The 18,086-nt window shown below is 59.3% G+C and carries 21 protein-coding genes; 13 read left to right on the forward strand and 8 right to left on the reverse strand.

All coding sequences use genetic code 11. The features are described from left to right. The first annotated feature begins 59 nt into the window (after positions 1-59). From NTD85_RS17310 to NTD85_RS17355, 10 genes are all read left to right on the forward strand, one after another. Positions 60-1,136: an AfsA-related hotdog domain-containing protein gene (locus NTD85_RS17310; protein ID WP_262142771.1), complete on the forward strand. Its 1,077-nt coding sequence runs from the start codon at positions 60-62 to the stop codon at positions 1,134-1,136. Continuing rightward, complete coding sequence (locus NTD85_RS17315) at positions 1,133-2,314, forward strand: tRNA-dihydrouridine synthase (protein ID WP_262142772.1); 1,182 nt, start codon at positions 1,133-1,135, stop codon at positions 2,312-2,314. Before NTD85_RS17310 ends, NTD85_RS17315 begins: the two co-directional genes overlap by 4 nt. Next, entirely contained in the window at positions 2,311-3,084 is a 774-nt protein-coding gene (locus NTD85_RS17320) for an SDR family NAD(P)-dependent oxidoreductase (protein WP_003223958.1), read from the forward strand. The genes NTD85_RS17315 and NTD85_RS17320 overlap by 4 nt, the downstream gene beginning before the upstream one ends. Continuing rightward, on the forward strand, positions 3,084-3,902 hold the full coding sequence (locus NTD85_RS17325) for an SDR family oxidoreductase (protein WP_003223960.1): 819 nt from the start codon (positions 3,084-3,086) through the stop codon (positions 3,900-3,902). The genes NTD85_RS17320 and NTD85_RS17325 overlap by 1 nt, the downstream gene beginning before the upstream one ends. 41 nt (positions 3,903-3,943) lie before the next feature. Next, positions 3,944-4,258 carry a hypothetical protein gene (locus NTD85_RS17330; RefSeq protein ID WP_103484689.1) on the forward strand — a complete coding sequence of 105 codons (315 nt, stop codon included), beginning with the start codon at positions 3,944-3,946 and terminating at the stop codon, positions 4,256-4,258. An 18-nt stretch (positions 4,259-4,276) separates the two neighbouring features. Further along, a complete protein-coding gene (locus NTD85_RS17335; protein WP_262142773.1) occupies positions 4,277-5,632 on the forward strand; it encodes a long-chain fatty acid--CoA ligase in 1,356 nt (451 codons plus the stop codon). 36 nt (positions 5,633-5,668) lie between these two features. Continuing rightward, positions 5,669-5,911, forward strand: a complete 243-nt coding sequence (locus tag NTD85_RS17340; protein WP_262142774.1) for an acyl carrier protein — start codon at positions 5,669-5,671, stop codon at positions 5,909-5,911. After that, entirely contained in the window at positions 5,908-6,963 is a 1,056-nt protein-coding gene (locus NTD85_RS17345; RefSeq protein ID WP_262142775.1) for a ketoacyl-ACP synthase III, read from the forward strand. The genes NTD85_RS17340 and NTD85_RS17345 overlap by 4 nt, the downstream gene beginning before the upstream one ends. A 97-nt stretch (positions 6,964-7,060) precedes the next feature. Then, entirely contained in the window at positions 7,061-7,684 is a 624-nt protein-coding gene (locus NTD85_RS17350) for a hypothetical protein (protein WP_262142776.1), read from the forward strand. Between the two features lie 60 nt (positions 7,685-7,744). Next, positions 7,745-8,659, forward strand: a complete 915-nt coding sequence (locus NTD85_RS17355; protein ID WP_262142777.1) for a LysR family transcriptional regulator — start codon at positions 7,745-7,747, stop codon at positions 8,657-8,659. Here NTD85_RS17355 and NTD85_RS17360 read toward each other — a convergent pair. The 5 genes from NTD85_RS17360 to NTD85_RS17380 form a co-directional block, all read right to left on the reverse strand. Continuing rightward, positions 8,649-9,416, reverse strand: a complete 768-nt coding sequence (locus tag NTD85_RS17360) for a substrate-binding domain-containing protein (RefSeq protein ID WP_262142778.1) — start codon at positions 9,414-9,416, stop codon at positions 8,649-8,651. The genes NTD85_RS17355 and NTD85_RS17360 overlap by 11 nt on opposite strands. A gap of 12 nt (positions 9,417-9,428) precedes the next feature. Then, a complete protein-coding gene (locus NTD85_RS17365; protein WP_103520240.1) occupies positions 9,429-10,721 on the reverse strand; it encodes an MFS transporter in 1,293 nt (430 codons plus the stop codon). Between the two features lie 356 nt (positions 10,722-11,077). Next, positions 11,078-13,018: a M48 family metallopeptidase gene (locus NTD85_RS17370; RefSeq protein ID WP_262142779.1), complete on the reverse strand. Its 1,941-nt coding sequence runs from the start codon at positions 13,016-13,018 to the stop codon at positions 11,078-11,080. Positions 13,019-13,076: 58 nt separating this feature from the next. Next, on the reverse strand, positions 13,077-14,090 hold the full coding sequence (locus NTD85_RS17375) for a M48 family metallopeptidase (RefSeq protein WP_262142780.1): 1,014 nt from the start codon (positions 14,088-14,090) through the stop codon (positions 13,077-13,079). Positions 14,091-14,114: 24 nt separating this feature from the next. Continuing rightward, positions 14,115-14,711, reverse strand: a complete 597-nt coding sequence (locus NTD85_RS17380; protein ID WP_410017541.1) for a LemA family protein — start codon at positions 14,709-14,711, stop codon at positions 14,115-14,117. A gap of 211 nt (positions 14,712-14,922) precedes the next feature. On the opposite strand from NTD85_RS17380, the gene NTD85_RS17385 reads away from it, so the two are divergent. Continuing rightward, entirely contained in the window at positions 14,923-15,231 is a 309-nt protein-coding gene (locus NTD85_RS17385; protein WP_003223974.1) for an RcnB family protein, read from the forward strand. 9 nt (positions 15,232-15,240) lie between these two features. Here the strand turns inward: NTD85_RS17385 and NTD85_RS17390 are convergent, their stop codons facing one another. Beyond that, a complete protein-coding gene (locus NTD85_RS17390; protein WP_226501653.1) occupies positions 15,241-16,320 on the reverse strand; it encodes a sensor domain-containing diguanylate cyclase in 1,080 nt (359 codons plus the stop codon). 163 nt (positions 16,321-16,483) lie between these two features. On the opposite strand from NTD85_RS17390, the gene NTD85_RS17395 reads away from it, so the two are divergent. Then, the gene (locus NTD85_RS17395; protein ID WP_003223982.1) at positions 16,484-16,822 is read left to right on the forward strand and encodes an FKBP-type peptidyl-prolyl cis-trans isomerase; all 339 of its coding nucleotides are present in this window, start codon (positions 16,484-16,486) and stop codon (positions 16,820-16,822) included. A gap of 53 nt (positions 16,823-16,875) precedes the next feature. Here the strand turns inward: NTD85_RS17395 and NTD85_RS17400 are convergent, their stop codons facing one another. After that, positions 16,876-17,187 (reverse strand): helix-turn-helix domain-containing protein, encoded by a 312-nt coding sequence (locus NTD85_RS17400; RefSeq protein WP_103484680.1) that lies wholly within the window; start codon positions 17,185-17,187, stop codon positions 16,876-16,878. A gap of 3 nt (positions 17,188-17,190) precedes the next feature. Then, the gene (locus tag NTD85_RS17405) at positions 17,191-17,514 is read right to left on the reverse strand and encodes a type II toxin-antitoxin system RelE/ParE family toxin (protein ID WP_262142781.1); all 324 of its coding nucleotides are present in this window, start codon (positions 17,512-17,514) and stop codon (positions 17,191-17,193) included. Between the two features lie 289 nt (positions 17,515-17,803). On the opposite strand from NTD85_RS17405, the gene NTD85_RS17410 reads away from it, so the two are divergent. Further along, the gene (locus NTD85_RS17410; protein WP_003223990.1) at positions 17,804-18,079 is read left to right on the forward strand and encodes a metal/formaldehyde-sensitive transcriptional repressor; all 276 of its coding nucleotides are present in this window, start codon (positions 17,804-17,806) and stop codon (positions 18,077-18,079) included. The last annotated feature ends 7 nt before the right edge of the window (positions 18,080-18,086 follow it).

Below are 18,086 nucleotides of genomic sequence, written 5' to 3' on the forward strand. Positions count from 1 at the left end.
GGAGGCTGGCGCCAGCCCCGCACAAGAAAAAATACAACAACTACCGAGATGAGCTGACCATGATGAATAACGACAGCATTTCCCCCGACCTTCTGCACAAGGGTTCGGCTGACGACGTTTTGATTTGTGCACCGAGAGACGCATTGCCGCTGTATGTGAACGAAGCACTGATCGAGGCCAATGGGCACAACCCGTTGGTGCGCAATTACGTCGCGGGCGCCAACCAGCAGCGGCGCTTCGAGATTGCGCCCGTGTTGCAGAAGAAGAGCCGGATGGACGGCGTCGGTGCCGATGATGAATGGAACCAGGTGCGAGCGCTGCCTTACCAGATCGTCGCCGCGCTACTGGAATCGGCTGAAGCAAGGATCGACAGCCTGGAGTTTGCCGTCGCTGCCCTGTGCGAATCGATCGCGCCGATCCGCCGCGCCAGTTCGTTTCGCTTGATCAATAACGCCGACAACTACTTCTTCTATCGCAAGGCGCACGAACATGTGCCGGGGACGATGTTCATCGAAGCGGCGCGTCAGGCGGTCTATCACCATTTGTACCATCACACCGATCATGCACGCGGCGCCGTCACCGTCAGCGTCAATGAGCTGAACGCGAGCTTTTTCGCCTACGCCGAGCTGATGTACCCGATCGAACTGGTGGTCGACAACATGACCCCGAGCGATGCCACCTCACCGAAGAAAATCCATCTGCGGGTTGCGTTCTATCAGCGCCAGACGCTGTTCGCCACGGTCGATACCAAGGCCACGGTGATCGATATGCCGCTGTTCGAAAAGACCCGCAATATCTTCATCTACTCCAATGACTGGTTTGCACCGCTGCAGGCGTCGAAGCTTGCCTGCACGGTCAGCGACCAGCAGGGGCGCAAGGCTCAGGTGCAATTGTTGGGCCTGGGCAAGACCGGTTGCGTAACGACCACGGCGGATCTGCCCGACCCGGTCACTCTGCACATCGTCTACGAAGGCAAGCTGAGCTTCACCGCCAGCATCCGTCGTGCCGGACAGGGCGAGCATGCATCGTGGGAGTTTGCCGAGGTCGATTTCAGCGGCCTGCAGGTGATCAGCGACATGATCAAGCGCGGCTTTGTTCACCTCGATGAGCCGGCGCTGGCGGCGCTGAAGCAATGAGCAAAGAACACCCAAGCTTGCAGGCGGCCACCCAGGCGCTGCATTTCGGCGTGCATGCAGTGGCGAAAAACCGACTGTATTTTTCTTCGCTCGGCATGGATCTGTGTGACGAACACGGCTTCCCGCTGCCGGCGTTTTTTTCGGTTTATCAAGCCTTGATGGACGGCGGCGCCGGCTTCGGTTTTCTCGGCAATGCCAGTGTGGACGCCGATGCGCGGTACAACAGCCGCGGTCTGCGCCTGACTTCGGCAGCCCACGCGCAGGCCCTGCGGCCGCTGTTTGAAGCGGCACGGGAGCGTGGTTTTCCGCTGGGGGTGCAATTGCAGCATTACGGGCCGCAATCTTTGCCGTCGAAGCAAGGGATCATTCTGACGCCCAGCGGTATCGCCTCGCCGACAGTGCTCAGTGCCCATCCCCAGGCACGGGCAGTGGCGATGTCAGAGGCGCAGATTCAGCGCTGCATCGAGCAGTTCTGCGCTGCCGCCCGTTACGCGCAACAGGCCGGCGCCACGCTGATTCAGTTGCAGGCGTCCAACGGTTATTTGATCAGCAGCTTTCTCTCGCCAAAGACCAATCAACGCGAGGACGACTGGGGCGGTACGCCGCTCAAGCGCGCCAGGTTGCTGCTGGCGATTGTCGAAGGCATTCGCCAGGCCACCGACCACAAAGTGGCCGTCACTGTGCGCCTGGGCATGGACGACGGCCTCGGTGAAGAAGGCCAGCACGCGGCGCTGTTGGGTGACGTCGTCGCGGCGCTGGAAGCCAGCGGGGTCGCAGCGATTACCTGCTCGCTGGGTATCAGCGAGACCTTCCGCTTCTTTTTCAAGAACACCGAACAAGCCTTGGCCATGTCGCGGGAGGGCTGCCGCTATCTGAAACGCTTCGTGCGCATTCCGCTGGGGTTTACCGGCTCGGTGGCAGACGTGGCGCAAGCCAACGAAATCATCGCCAGCGGCGATGCCGATTTTGTCGGCTTCGGCCGCGCCATGCTCGCCGACAACCACTTTGTCGCCAAGCAACTGGCGGGGCGAGCGGATCAGGTCAACCGCTGTCGAGGCGATGCCTTTTGTTTTCGCGACAAAAAAGAACCGATGGCCGAGCGCGTCTACTGCTGCGTCAATCCTGACTATCGACGGCCAGAACAACTACAACAGCACTACGAGGAAAACCTGAAATGAACTTCACCGCCAAGATCGCCCTTGTTGTCGGGGGCACACGCGGGATCGGTTTCGATGTCAGCCAGAAACTCATCGAAGCCGGCTGCATCTGCTACATCACCGGACGCAACGAAGACGACGGCCTGACGGCGCAAAGTCGCCTCGGCGACAACTGCACGTTTATCAAAAGTGACGTCACCGACGAAGCCTCGGTCATCGAGCTGTTCCGCATCATCAATGACAAACACGGCCGACTCGATCTGGCCGTGAACAATGCCGGCGTCACCTCCAGACATGCACCGATCCGCGACATGGATTTCCCTGACTGGAAACGCGTGCTGGAGATCAACCTGCTGGGCCCGCTGCTGTTGCTCAAGCACGAGACCAATCTGATCTCGAAGCATGCGGGTGGCTCGATCGTGAACGTCTCCTCCTGCGCCGGTCTGCTGGGGGTTGCCAGGCAAAGCGCCTATTCCACCAGCAAGGCTGCGCTGAACATGCTGACCCAGGTCTGCGCGATTGAGTGCGCTGAAGAGGCTTTGCCTGAGCGGCATTCGATTCGCGTCAACGCCGTGTGCCCGGGCCCGACGCTGGGCGGCATGAACTCCGAGGAACGCCTGAAAGCCAATCCGGAATCCACCAGGCACAAGTTGCAGGTCACGGCGATGAAGCGCTTCGCCAATCCCGGTGAAATCTCTGCCGCGATCCTGTGGCTGCTCAGTGATGCCTCTTCGTTTGTCACTGGCACCGTAATGCCGGTAGACGGCGGCTTCTCCGCCGGTAAATTCTGATGCACACGGTCAAACGCAATCCCGGCGCTGGCTCGCGCGAGAAGGGCAAACACCGGGTGTTCATCACCGGTGTGAGCAGCGGTATCGGCGAGGCGCTGGCGCAGCTGCATTTGCAAAACGGCCATACGGTTTTTGGCACCGCACGGCGTCAGCCCTATGCACTGATGGACCATCCGAATTTCCGTTTTCGGCCGTTCGATCTCTCGCGGCCAAGTGAGATGGGCGAGCTGTTCAAGGACAACTTTGCCGAGGTTCTGGAGCAAGGCGTCGACCGGTTTTTCCTCAATGCCGGGGTCAGCGGCAACGTGCCGGGACGTGGCGGTGACTTCACCCTGGACGAGCTGCAGCATGTGCTCAACGTCAATGTGCTGGCCAACAAGGCCATTCTCGATCTGATGTTGTCTTCGGCCCAGCGGCCGGCGACCTGCGTGCTGTCGGCCTCGATGGCTGGCGTGCGCTTTCGCGCGGGTACGCTGCCATACAGCCTGTCGAAAGCCGCGCTGGCGGCATTGGCCGGCGTCTACGCCGAAGAAAACCCGGAGATCTTTTTTGCCGTACTCGGCCTGTGCAACGTCGACACCGGTTTGTCGCGGCAGGTGAGTTTCAGCCAGCGCACCGCTGACTTCGCCGACCTCAAGTCGCTGCAACAACGCGCCCTGGCGCCCGGCTACATGGTGTCGCCGGCGCAACGTGCGAAAGACATCCTGGCGGTGATTGACGCGCCCGAGGCTTACGGGATCAAGAGCGGAATCTTCGTCGACATGCGCACGGCGCTGGCCGATCACCAGAAAGTGCACCCGCCATTGTCCCAAGCGTAGTGAACGCAGGGACCTGCATCAGCCAATAAAGGAATGTTGGAATGTTCAATCAAGTCAAAGCGCTGACCGAGTCAGCCGTTCGGCAACAGGATCTGTTGTTGAGCACCCCGATCGATTTGTCCCGTGGGGAAGACAGCCGTCTCTATGGAGTGGACGGCAGCATCGACTCCCTGACCCTGGTTTCGATCATCGTCGATGTCGAGGAAAAACTGCGCAGCCAGCTGGGCGTCGACGTGCGTCTGGCCGATACCACCGACCTGCCCGACACCGCCACACCGTTTGCCACGCTGGGCACGCTGATCGCCTACATCATGGATCGGCTGTCGGCGGCGCAAGCACAAGCTCAAGCGGTTTGATCGAACGACGGGGTGTGTATGCAAGTTGAAGAATTTTTGGCTCATCTGCAAAGCGCCGGCCACCAAGCGGCGATTGTCAGCGATGAGGGCCGCTTTACCTATGATCAGTTGCATCAGCAGATAACCGCCTACGGCGAAGAGCTGGCGGCAACATCCGTGCGCGATTCGAGTGTGTTGCTGGTCGACAACTACAGCTTCAACAGCGTGTGCATGCTGTTCGCGCTGTGGCTGCACAACAACGTGGTCGCGCTTTCCGTACCCAAGGACGAGGAGCAACTGGCGAATCTGGCGGGCGCTGCGGGGGCACGGTTTTCCGTGATCGGCGGGGCGCCGGAGTTTGCGGTTATCCGTCACGACAACAGTCGGGTGCCGCCGACCGTCGACGGCCTGCTGTCGCGCCGTCAGGCCGGTTTCATCGTATTTTCCTCAGGCTCGACAGGTCCGGCCAAAGGCGTGGTGCATGCCATTTCGCCGTTCTTCGAACGCTACCTGAGTGCCGAGCGTTGCGGCGCGATTCTGGCGTTTTTACTGTTCGATCACATCGGCGGTCTGGTCACGGTTCTGCAGGCGCTGGCTACCCACGGCACGTTGATCCTGCCCAAGGAGCGCTCGCCGCAAGAGGTCGGTCGCTGCATCGAATCGTTCAATGTGCAGACCCTGCATGTATCGCCGACGCTGCTCAATCTGGCGACGGTCACCGGCGTCTTCCAGAAGTGGGACACCCGTAGCCTGGAGCGTATCTATTTCGGCTCGGAGCCGAGTTCACCGCAAGCGATTCAGCGCATTGCCAGCCTGCTGCCACAAGTGCAGTTGCAGCAGTTGTACGGGATGTCGGAAATCGGCGTGCTGCCATGTCGCAGCAAGGACGGTGACAGCGCGTGGATGAAGATCGACGATCCGAACTACAGCCTGCGAGTGGTCGACGGCATTTTGCAGGTGCGCGGGGCGACCAACATGCTCGGCTACCTGGCCAGTGCCGGTGACCTGTCGAGCGATGGCTACCTGATCACCCACGATCTGGCCGAGGAACATGAAGGCTACTTTCGGGTGACCGGGCGGGCGGTCGATCTGATCAACGTCGGCGGCAAGAAGGTGTTTCCGTCGCATGTGGAAAGCGTGCTGATTGGCCTGGAAAACGTCTCCGACGTGGTCGTCTACGCGCAGCCGAATCCGCTGCTCGGGCAGATCGTTGCCGCGCGGTTCACGCTGATCGAGCCGGAGGCACTGGAGGCGTTCAAGGTTCGCTTGTATCAACACGTTCGCGGTGTCCTGGCGCAGGAGCAACTGCCCAGGGTGGTCTCCATTGCCGAGACCCCGCTGTACACCAGCCGTTTCAAGAAAATGCGTCACCCCGGCGTTCTCGCCCAGTCGTGAGACCGGTTTACTCATCACGTTATAAGGAAATGACAAATGGTTGATCTGGTAAAAATGCGCGAAAGCATCGCTGAAATCCTGTCCATTCCGGTGGACAAACTGCACGGTGAGACTCGGCTGGAAAACAGCGAGAACTGGGACTCGATGGCGCGAATCGGGATTATCGCGCTGGTGTTCGAACAAGTCGGTGTAAGCGTGTCGGGCGAGGAGATCGAGCGCGTGATCACGCTGCAGGATCTGTTCGATTTGATCGACGGGAAAATCAAGGACGCCGCATGAGCCTGCTGACCATTGAGGGCGTCGCCATCCGTGCGGTCACGGCGGCACTGCCTGAGCGGCGGGTGACCGAGGCGGACTTCGCCGAGCTGTTCGGCGCCAAGGAAGTTGAGCGCATCGCCAAGAGCACCGGCATCCATTCGATCCGCGAAACCAGAACCCTGCACACCTCCGATCTGATCATCGCCGCGTGCCGCAACCTGCTCGATCAAGGGCATGCTGCGGCACGGGAGATCGATGGTTTGATCGTGGTGACCCAGACCCCGGATTCCTGGGTGCCGGGTGTCGGTTTCGTGGTGCAGCAGGCGCTCGGCCTGCCACAGCATTGTCTGGTGCTGAACGTGGCCGCTGGCTGCTCCGGCTACATCAGTGCGCTGGTCCAGGCGGGTGCGCTGATCTCCTCCGGCGCCTGCAAGAAAATCCTGCTGTGCACGGGTGACGTCACCACGCGGATCCTCGACGAGCGCGACCGTCACGTGAAAATGCTGTTTGGTGACGCCGCTTCGGCGACCTTGCTGGAAGCGGGTGAAGGCAAATTCGAATTCATCTGCGGCGCCGACGGCAGCGGCGGTACTGCGCTGCAGTCCGACATTGCCTACGCCAGAGAGGAGGGCAATCCGGTCTGCGCGACTATCCAGCGCTTGCAGATGGACGGCACGGCGGTGATGAACTTTGCCCTGAACCGGGTACCGCAGACCGTCAAGGCCTTGCTCGATGCCACGGGGTTGAGTCCGGCTACGCTGGACTTGCTGGTGCTGCATCAGGCGAACGAGTTCATGCTCAACTACCTGCGGCGGATGATTGGTGTGGCGCCGGAGAAAATGCCGGTCGACATCGATGGCGTTGGCAACACCAGCTCCACCTCGATTCCGATCGTGTTGTCGCGCCACGCCGCGATGGGTACGCCGCAGGCTGAACACGTTGTGCTGTGCGGTTTCGGTGCCGGGTTGTCGTGGGGCGCGTTGAAGGCGGACCTGCGCCAGACCGTCGCCGTGGCGCCTTGCGATGTGCCGGAAAAAAACGCTCAGGCAGTCAGTGAGCGTTTGCAAGCCTGAATAAAGCAATACACGGCAGCTTCGCGGCGATGCTCGCATCCACCCGCAAAGTTGCCGTGCCCGGGTTCAAATCGACTGATCGAACGAGACAGCTGTCATGAGCCGCACCTTTTTCAACGCACTGGGCATCATCGGGCGCAAGGACAATCTGCTATGGGAATATCCTTCGCCGTTTCTGCCGCTGTTCCAGTTTCACGAGCGCCATGAGTCAGGCCCGATTCGTGCGCAACCCGAGGCCATCATCGCCGCAGTTTGCGCGCTGAACATGCGCGATGACCGCGTCGTCGATGCGCTGCTGTCCCTGCGCGAACTGCCGGGGAAAATACTGCGCAAGTTTGGCGACCGAACAATGCCGCAGGAACCTGCGCCGTTCGGCTTTGACGCTTTCACCTTGCTCGAACGCACTCCGACTGAAGTGTCTCTAGGCCTGGCCGGACGCTTCTGGCGCCCTGATCTGAAGACCGGCCACATCGCTGACGCTCATGCATTCAAAGTTCTGGATGACCCACACGTAGCCAAACTGGTGCTGCGTTTTCAGGTCGTCGAACATCCTCAAGGCATGCGTACGCTGCGCACCGAAACCTTCGTGTATTGCGCCACCACGCGCAGCAAAATGCTGTTCACCCCTTACTGGCTGTTGATTCGTCTGGCCAGCGGCTGGATTCGGCGGCGCAACCTTGCTGCCATCCAGCGGCAATTTTCGACAAAACGGGTTGTGTAAAAACCCGCATCAATTGGTTACATTGATAGCCTCTGCGAATCAGTCTCCCCGAGTCCCGCCATGGCCATCAACTTCGACCTCAACGACCTGCAAGCCTTTCGCGCTGTGGTCGAACAGGGCAGTTTCCGCAAGGCCGCCGACACTGTGCGCCTGTCTCAACCGGCCCTGAGCCGACGTATCGAAAAGCTCGAAGACGCCCTCGGTGTAAAACTGTTCGAACGCACCACGCGCAAGGTCAGCCTGACCCAGGCCGGGCGCGGCTTCATGCCCAGCGTCGAGCGTTTACTCGATGACCTGGACGTGGCGTTGCTGGGCATCAGCGAAGTGGCTTCGACCCGGCTCGGTCATGTCACCGTGGCCTGCGTGCCTTCGGCGGCGTACTACTTCATGCCGCGGGTAGTCGCCCGCTATCACCAGCAATTCCCGCGTATCAAAGTCAAAGTCCTCGATTCCAGTGCCCACGACGTGCTCAGCGCAGTGGTCAACGGCGAGGCGGATTTCGGTTTGAGTTTCATGGGCACCCAGGAGGCCAAAGTCGAATTCGAACCGCTGGTGCAGGAAAGCTACGTGGTCGCCTGTCGTCGTGATCACCCGTTGGCCGGACGCAGCAGCGTGACCTGGGACGAGTTCTATCAGCAGGATTACATCTCGCTCGACAAGACTTCGGGCAACCGCTTTCTGCTCGATCAGGCCTTGAGCGGCGTCGTGCCGCAACGCCCGAGCATCTGCGAGACACGGCATGTGACGACGATGATTGGGCTGGTGGAGGCGGGGCTAGGGGTGGCGGCGGTGCCGCTGATGGCGATGCCCGGGCCGGACCATCCGATCCTGACCCGGGTGCCGCTGACCGATCCGCAGGTGATGCGCAGTGTCGGCATCATCAAGCGCCGGGATCGTACGTTGACCCCGGCAGCACTGGAGCTGGAACGGCTGGTGGTGGAAATGAAAGTCCAGCCGCCGCCGATCAGCGCTTGACCGAATCCAGTCCGGTGGCTTGCACGTCAGCCTGGGCGGCAGGTGCGGCGAGGTAGTCGAGCAAGGCCTTGGCTTCTTTTGGATGCTGCGCGCCGACCGGGATGCCGGCGGCGAAGCGGGTCACCGACTGCACCGACTCCGGAATCTTGCCGACAAAACTCACCCCTGGCACCGGCAGCAATTCGCTGACCTGCTGGAAGCCCAGTTGATAATCGCCCGTGGCGACCACCGAACCCACCGGGATTTTCGGGATCATCTTCGCTTTCGGTTTCAGTTGATCCTCGACGCCGAGTTTCTTGAACAGCTCCTTCTCGATGTACACGCCGCTGGCGCTGTCGGAGTAGGCCACCGATTTTGCGTCGAGCAGGGTTTTCTTCAGGCTTTCGACGTTGCTGATGTCCGGCTTCGGCGCGCCTTCACGCACCACCAGACCGATCCGCGAATCCGCCAGTTCGACCCGCGAGGCCGGGTCGACCTTGCCTTGTTTGATCAGGTCATCGAGGGCGTAGCCGACCATGATCACCACGTCGGCGTGCTCACCGCGGGCGAGGCGGTTGGGGATCGCTTCCGGGGCTTTGCCCATCGACGGCCCGAGCTGGGTATCGAGGGTATTGCCGGTGGCGGCCGCGAATTTCGGGCCGAGGATTTTGTAGGCGGCGGTGAAGCCGCCCGACGTCATCACGTTCAGCTGTTCAGCATGGGCCAAAGCGCTGAAAGCGAAGAGGGCGATGGCGCTGAGATTGATCAGTTTTTTCAAGGTGATTGCTCCTTAGGCGGCAACCGGTTGCAAACGGCCGCCTGCGCGGCGATAGAGGTACAACGTGGCGCACAACGCACACAGTGCGCCGACGCTCATCCAGTAACCCGGCGCCGCTTTGTCGCCGGTGTACTGGATCAGGAAGGTCGACATCGCCGGGGTGAAACCGCCGAAAATCGCGGTCGCCAGGCTGTAGGCGAGGGAGAAGCCGGCTACCCGCACTTCCACCGGCATGATCTCGGTCAGCGCTGGAATCATCGCGCCGTTGTACATGCCGTAGATGAACGACAGCCACAGCAGCGACAGCAACATGTGACTGAAGCTCGGCGCCTGCACCAGGTACGACAGCGCCGGATAAGTCGTGGCCAGGGCCAGCAGCGACATGGCGATCAACACCGGACGCCGGCCGATACGGTCGGACAACATGCCGCCAATCGGCAGCCAGAAGAAGTTCGAAACCCCCACCAGCAAAGTCACCAGCAGCGCATCGGAAGTGCTCAGGTGCAGCACGGTTTTACCGAAGGTCGGCGCGTACACGGTGATCAGGTAGAACGCGGTGGTGGTCAGCGCGACCATCAGCATGCCGCCGAGCACCACCACCCAGTTCTGGCCGAGGGTGCGGAACACTTCGCCCATGCTCGGACGGTGTTTGCGCGCGGCGAACTCTTCGGTTTCCGCCAGGTTACGGCGTAGCAGGAAGATGAACGGCACGATCATGCAGCCGACGAAAAACGGAATCCGCCAGCCCCAATCGGCAATCACATCCGGCGCCATCCACGCGTTCAGGGCGAAGCCCAAGGCTGCCGCGACGATGATCGCCACTTGCTGACTGGCCGACTGCCAGGCAGTGAAAAAGCCCTTGCGGCCAGGGGTGGCGATTTCCGACAAGTACACCGAAACACCGCCCAATTCCGCACCGGCGGAGAAGCCTTGCAACAGCCGCCCGATCAACACCAGCGCGGGAGCGAACAGACCAATGGTTTCGTATCCGGGCACCAGCACGATCAGGATCGTACCGCTGGCCATGATCGACAGGGTGACGATCAGACCTTTGCGGCGACCGACATCATCGATGTACGCGCCGAGCACAATCGCCCCCAGCGGACGCATCAGAAAGCCTGCGCCGAATACGGCAAAGGTCATCATCAGGGAAGCGAACTCACTGCTCGCCGGGAAGAACACCGCCGCAATCTGCGTGGCGTAAAAGCCGAACAGAAAGAAGTCGAACTGTTCGAGGAAGTTGCCCGAGGTCACCCGGAAAATGGCGCCGGCCCGCGAGCCGCCGTGTGGGATTGAGGCTGTCATAGAAAAGAACTCCACCGCTTTTATGACGTGCGCGACGTGGAAGCGGCGCACGGTTGTTATTGCGGCGGATGGTCGCGCAGGTGTTACAGGATGTTAATTGCATTGTTGGCATGGATTGATGTGCAGAGCGGATCAATCCTTTGGAACACAGCCTAATCTGTAGGAGTGAGCCTGCTCGCGATGGCTCTGGCTCAGGCGATGAAACAGTGAATGTGCCGACCTCTTCGCGAGCAAGCCCGCTCCCACAAGTTTCCAGGTTGACTGCAAACCTTGTAACCACCAACTGCCCCTGTGGGAGCGAGCTTGCTCGCGAAAGCGTTGTGTCAGATAAAGAGAATGCTGGAAGTGCCGGCCGTTTAGCTTGCACTCTCATTCCTGCTCGTTCCCGTGTCGGGCTCTGTGATCAGAAAGGGTGGCAGCGGGCAGTCGAGCAGATCCGCCACCGCACGAAACAACTCGGCTTCCGCCACAGTGATCACCCCGTCATGCATCACACAGCGGGTCATGGCATTGAGCAGGGCAGGCCGTTCTTCTGGCATTAAGTGGCGCAGGCGTTTGATTGCGGCTTCGAGCCCTTGCAGATCCTCAAGTTCGACCGGTAATTCCGACGGTCGCTCGAACGGCAATCCCTCCCAGGCAAAGTACAGCGCCTGCAACGCCACTTGCTGATTCTGCTGACCGGCGCGCGCCATCGCATTCAGCAGCACCAGCAGTTGTTCGGCGCACTGGAACAAACCGAACTTGAACTGAACCGCTGGCGCGCCCTCGACATTGCGTTCGACGATGCGCAGCAGTGTCCACTCCAGCAGCTCGGTTTCGTTATCGGCGTCAATCAGCAGGTTCATGTTCTGCTTCATCGTCGCGAAAGGTTTCTTGCCAAGGCGCTTCAGGCTGGGAATCAGCAGATCCAGCAACGGCAGGCGCAGGCCCGGATTGAGTAGTGACAATTGCTCGCGCATGGCATTGAGGGTGTTGAACAGCGTGCGGTCGAGGCTCGACTCCAGCAGAGATAATTGCAGCGCCCGCAGCGAGTCGGAGCGCGATAACAATAGGCCGTAGACCAGCGCTTGAGCGCTATCGGTACTGCGTGCCGCAAGTTTGAGCTTTTGTGGAATATGCTCCAGCACCCGGCGCGCTTCGATCAGATGTTCGGCGCGTGGCGCACCGATAGCGGCCACGGATGCCTGCACGGCGTTCATGTCGTACACCACAGACATCGCTGTGTCCGGCACGCCGCTGAAGGCATCCGGTACCGGCAGCACGGCTCTGGCCACCATTGAGTCCTGCGGCGGCGCGGCAATTTTCACGAACGTGCCATCCCAACTGGCATCGATGCGACGAATACGCTCGCTCAGATCCGGATGACTGGACATCAAGTCAAAGCTTGAAGTGCCCGAACCGAAATACAGATGGCTGAACTCGGCGGCGCGCGCCGCGTTGATCTTCGCGCCCAACGCGTAGCCGCCGATCTTCTTCAGTGCACCGGCAATGCTTTGTGGATCGCGGGTGTACTGCACCGCCGTTGCATCGGCAAGGAATTCGCGCTGCCGGCTGACTGCCGCCTTAATGAGATTGCCGAATACGGTTCCGCCATACCCGACGATGCACAGCACGGTGCCAAACATCACGGTGAGGATGGCCGGTTGAGTGCGATTGACTGGGGAGCGACGCACATCATCCATGCCGCGCAAAATGAAGCTGCCAGTCAGGCCGATCACCAGGATGCCGTGGACAACTGCTACCAGGCGCGTGTTCAAACGCATGTCACCGTTGTAGATGTGACTGAACTCGTGGGCGATCACACCTTGCAGCTCATCGCGCGACAGTAGGTTGATCGCGCCCTGCGTCACGCCAATGACCGCGTCTTGCGGAGTGAAACCTGCGGCAAATGCATTGATAGCCAAGTCCGGCAACAGGTATACCGAAGGCACGACGGTGCCGGACGCGAGGGCCATTTCCTCTACCACATTGACCAGGCGCTGCTCTTCCAGAGTTTGCGCGCTGTGATTGATCAGACGTCCACCCAGCCGACGTGCGACCACTTTGCCGCCGGCCGATAATTCGGCGTATTTGACCAGGCCGCCGACCAGCACAATGCTTGTCACCACCACCGAAACGGCGGTGAACATTTCCCAGCTTAACTCAAGGTCCATGACCGTATTGCCGTCGCCGTCGGAAACCGGCAGCGTCATCAGCAAGCACGACATGAGGATCAGACTGAGTACAGCGAGGCCCATCAAAATAACGAGCAGCACCGAGCGGCGCTTGGCCTGGCGCTGTTGCTGGAAGAAATTCATCGTAAAGTCCGGAAGATGTCGGGTGCGCCTGTCGCATCGTGTTCAGGCGTGCTGGCGGTTACTGCGCGGGCGGCTCAGTAAATTGGCCGTCCCACTGCGGATCAATCCGCCGTATGCGTTCACTCAGGTCAGGATGCGTAGCGAACAGGCTCTTGAAGAATGTTTTCGAGCCGGCGCTGAAATACAGATGGCTGAACTCCTTGGCCCGTGGCGAACTCAGGGTAGACCCCTGGCTGCCGATCTTTTTCAGAGCGCCGGCAATGCCTTGCGGGTTGCGGGTGAATTGCACAGCGCTGGCGTCAGCGAGGAATTCGCGTTGTCGACTCACGGCAGCCTTGATCACGTTGGCAAAGAAGCTGCCGATAAAACCGGCCACGCACAACACCACGCCCATGCTCATGCCCACCAAAAGCCAAAAATACTCGTCATCTTTCTTCTTACTTTTCTTCGACTTGGTCAGGCCAAATAGTAAATAAGCACCGGTCAGACCTACCACCAGAATTCCGTGCACAGTTGCCACCAATCGGGTGTTGAGCAACATGTCGCCGTTGTAAATATGGCTGAACTCATGAGCGATCACCCCTTGCAGCTCCTCGCGCGTCAGCAGTGACATAGCGCCTTGGGTGACACCGATCACCGCATCCTTGGGGTTGAAACCCGCCGCGAACGCATTGATGGTTTCGTCGGGTAGCAGATACACCGCTGGCACGGTGACGCCGGAGGCCAGCGCCATTTCCTCGACCACGTTCATCAGTTGGCGCTCATCCGGTGTGCGCATGTTGTCGTTGACCGGACGCCCGCCAAGCTTTTCCGCGATCACCTTGCCGCCGCCCAACAGTTGAAAAAACTTGAACAGACTGCCGAGCAATACGATGCCCGAAACGATCATGGCGACTACACCTGTGGTGTGCAGGGCTTTGGACTTGGCCTCGCTGTCATGCTGGCCATCAAACACGCCAATGATAAACGGCATGCTGGTAAGAGCGATCAGGCAGAGCACTGCGATGATCATCAGCACGATGAGCAAGGCAGTCTGGTGGCGCGCCCGGCGTTGTTGTTCAAAGAAATTCATGAAGCCATCCGTGGACTGAGAGGATCAGAAGGAGATTTTCGGAGCAACCTTGATCGCCAGCGTGTCAGCGAATTTCAGCGGCGCCGCGTCGCTGCCGTGGCCGAAGCTGGGGGCCAGCAGCAGCGCCGGAAAACTCTGCTTGAGCGTGTTGTAGTTCAACACCGCATCGTTGTAGGCCTGACGCGCAAAACTGACTCTGTTTTCAGTGCTGCTTAATTCTTCGCTGAGTTGCTGCATGTTTTGCGAAGACTTGAGTTCGGGATATGCCTCCATCGTCAGAGTCAGTCGCTCCACCGCGTTGCAGAATTTGCTGTCGACCAGGCCTAGCTGTTCGATATTTTTTGCACTGCCCGGTTGCGCCTTTGCGGCTTCAAGCCCGGCCACTGCGGCATTGCGCGCAGCAATCACGGCCTCGAGGGTTTCCTGCTCATGGGCAAGGTAGCCTTTGGCAATGGCCACCAGATTGGGGATCAGGTCGTAGCGGCGCTTTAGCTGGACTTCAACCTGAGCGAAGGCATTTTTGATTTCATTGCGTCGGGCAACCAGCGAGTTGAACAAGTACATGCAGTAGAAAGCGCAGAGTCCAAGCAAAACCAGATTGACGACAAGATAGGTGTTCACGGTGATGTCCTTATTCACTCGGCGGGATTTTGCGCGGCATGTTAGCGCAAAAGCGCGCTGTTGAGCCCGGATCCTTTGGGAGTGCGCTTGCTCGCGAAGGCGGCTGTCTACTAACTACAATCCCCCAACCAGCCCAGGCAAAAAAACAAGGAATGATTCCCTGACTCAGCAGTCGGAGTACAGGCAAAACCCATCTGAAGGAGGTTCACCGATGAACAGCAAAACCCTAATCGCCAGTCTGGCCCTCGTTGCCGGCATTGCCGGGATCAGCCCACTTGTTCAAGCGGCGCAAACCTCAAGCGAACAGGCTGTCCAGTCGCCGACCAGCGACCGTGAGTTGAAGGTCAACGACCGGGCACCAGACATTTATCAGCGCAGCGACAAAGCATTGAAAAACTGGAAACAGAAAGGCTTGAAAGCCCCGGTCGATCAGGCGCAGTGGGTGCAGATCAACGACAAGTACGTGATGGTCATGATCACCAACGGCACCATCGTTGAGATGCAGCCTGTCGAGCGTTAATCCCCGGACTCAAAGGCCCTGCGCATGCATCCGTGCAGGGCTCTCGCCCCCCAAACGATACTGATTATTCCCACTGCGCTTGGCTTCATACATCGCCAGATCGGCAATGTGCAGCAGCCGATCCATGGTTGGCGCATGGTCCGGAAACACCGCGACCCCAAGGCTGGTACCGACATGGCGCTGGTCGTTGCCGATGCTGATCGGTGGGGACAGTTCGATGAAAATTTTCTGACAGATGCTGCGGGCTTCGTCCTGCAGGTTGAGGCTCGGGGCCAGGCCTTGCAGAATCACCACGAATTCGTCGCCGCCAATCCGCGCGACGGTGTCGGTGGCGCGCAGGATGCGTTTCAGACGAGTCGCAGTGGTGATCAGCACGCGGTCGCCGGCGGCATGACCGTAGTGGTCGTTGATCGCCTTGAAACCGTTGAGGTCGATAAACACCAGTGCCACCCGGGTCAGGCTGCGGCGCGCCTGTTCCAGTGCTTCGGATAAACGCTCTTCGAGCACCAGACGATTGGGCAGTCCGGTCAACGGGTCGAAGTGGGCGAGGTGCTGGAGGTAACTCGCCGAGGCTTTCTCCTCGGTAATGTCGCGCACCACGCCCATCATTTTGATGACGGCGTCGTGGTCGTTGCGCACCACATTACCAGTCTCGCGCAGCCAGCGAATCGTGCCGTCGGGCCAGACCACGCGGTATTCCTCATCGTGGTTTTCACCGGTCTCCAGGCAACGCAATTCACCGTCGCGCACTCTGACGCGGTCGTCCGGGTGTACGCAGGAGCAGAACAGCGCATAAGACGGCGTGATCTCGCCGATCTTGAACCCGAACATGCCGTAGATCGCGTCTGACCAGTACAGCCGATCGGTGTCGACTTCCCAGTCCCAGGTGCCGATCCGCGCGAAATATTGGCTGCGTTTGAAACGCTCGGCGTCACCGTCCTGGTGGATGTTCTGGCGTTCGGCGGCGCGGGTCAGCAGCTCGCGGTATTCGTCCAGTTGCTTGCGCAAACCGCGCGCTCGCCAGATCAAGACGACGATCAATCCAATCATGACAACGCCAAGGGCAAGGCTGATCCAGAGGTAAGTCATTCGGGAACTGCCAGCATGAAGAATCGATCCGTGAAGTAATGGCGGTTGGCTATCTTAATGGGTTGTCAGTCACTTCAGATACAGCGCCAATTTTCGTCAATGAGTTGCGAACAGCCGACATTTCTGGGAAAACTGCGGCCAGCTGAACAATAGAGTGAATGTCATGAATGATGAACTGCAGGTAATCGATCTTCAGGTGGGCGAGGGCAAGGCTGCCGTCAAAGGCGCGCTGATCACCACCCACTACACCGGCTGGCTGGAAGACGGCAGCGAGTTCGACTCTTCCCACAGCCGAGGCAAACCTTTCCAGTGCGTGATTGGCACCGGCCGTGTGATCAAGGGCTGGGATCAGGGACTGATGGGCATGCAAGTGGGCGGCAAGCGCAAACTGCTGGTGCCGGCGCATCTGGGCTATGGCGAGCGGACGATGGGCAAGATTCCGCCACATTCGAATCTGGTGTTCGAGATTGAGTTGTTGGAGGTTTTGACGCGGGAGGATTGAGGCGGATGTAATAACGACACCGCCTCTCGTAGCCCTAAGTGTCCGAGCTGCGTTCAAGCCCAGTGCAGTGGTGGGGCCAAGGGGAAGCAGATGTCTACTTCCAGTTTCGCTGCGGCGGACAGATTGACCAGCGCATCCAGAGAAAATTTGTCGATTTTCCCGTTGAGCACATCATTGAGGCGTGGCTGAGTAATTCCCAAGCGCTTGGCGGCATCCTTCTGGGGAAGCTCCCAGGTACGGATTGTCTCGCAAAGTGTGCGCATTAGTTTGGCCCGCAGGCGCATGTTGGCGGCGTCCTGCGGCGTGTCTTCCAGTGCGTCCCAGACGCTTGAGAAATGCTGGGAAGGGTGATGATGATCCTTCATGGCTTAACCTATTTCCTGGTATCTGGCGCGTGCCAGTTCGATATCTCGCGTTTCAGTTTTGCGATTGGTCTTTTGCATGGCGTGCAGTACATAAATCGCGTCAGGCCGGTTGACCACGTAAAACACTCGAAACGCTCCTGAGTCTTCGGTGATTCTGATTTCATTGACGCCCCGTCCTACGGTTTTCATGGGGCGCCAATCAAAAGGCTCGTCGCCCTGTTGCAAGAGATCCAATTGAAATCCCGCAGCTCTGCGAGCATCCAAAGGAAAAGCTCTCAGATCCTTGAGCGCACTTCCGACAAACACCACATCCTTGAGTCTTGGCATCGACTTCTCCTGTGTTGGAAGGAGAAGCGTAATAGCTCCGACGGAAACGTGTTGCGGCGGTGTGTTGCAAATAATCGCAGAAGTCACCTATCAGCAGGCTATATCGAAACCGATATAAATCAAGCTTGATTTTCTTTATCTGATATCCGGTATCGCCTTCACCAATTGGCTCCCACAGGGGATTGACGCCGCTTTCAGCATCCCGTTCATCCCCTGAATACTCACCGAACTTGCGATTGCCCAAGCCATCAGCGACTATGCGTGCCATATAGGGGTAGGGGGTATAGGTATGTCGCACATTCATGAACATAAAGACGAACTGCTGAACCGCGTGCGGCGCATTGCCGGGCAGGTGCAGGCCGTTGAAAAAGCGCTGGAGGGCGATGCCGATTGCGCCAAGACCTTGCATCTGGTGGCGGCGATTCGTGGGGCGGTCAACGGTTTGATGGAGCAGTTCATCGAGGCCCACACCCGTGAACATGTGGCGCATCCCGACCTCACTGACGAACAGCGTGCCCAGGGCGCCGAAGATCTGCTGCAAGCCATCCGCCGTTATTCCAAATAGAGCACCA

Source organism: Pseudomonas sp. 13B_3.2_Bac1, from assembly GCF_025466205.1.
Classification (GTDB): domain Bacteria; phylum Pseudomonadota; class Gammaproteobacteria; order Pseudomonadales; family Pseudomonadaceae; genus Aquipseudomonas; species Aquipseudomonas fluorescens_H.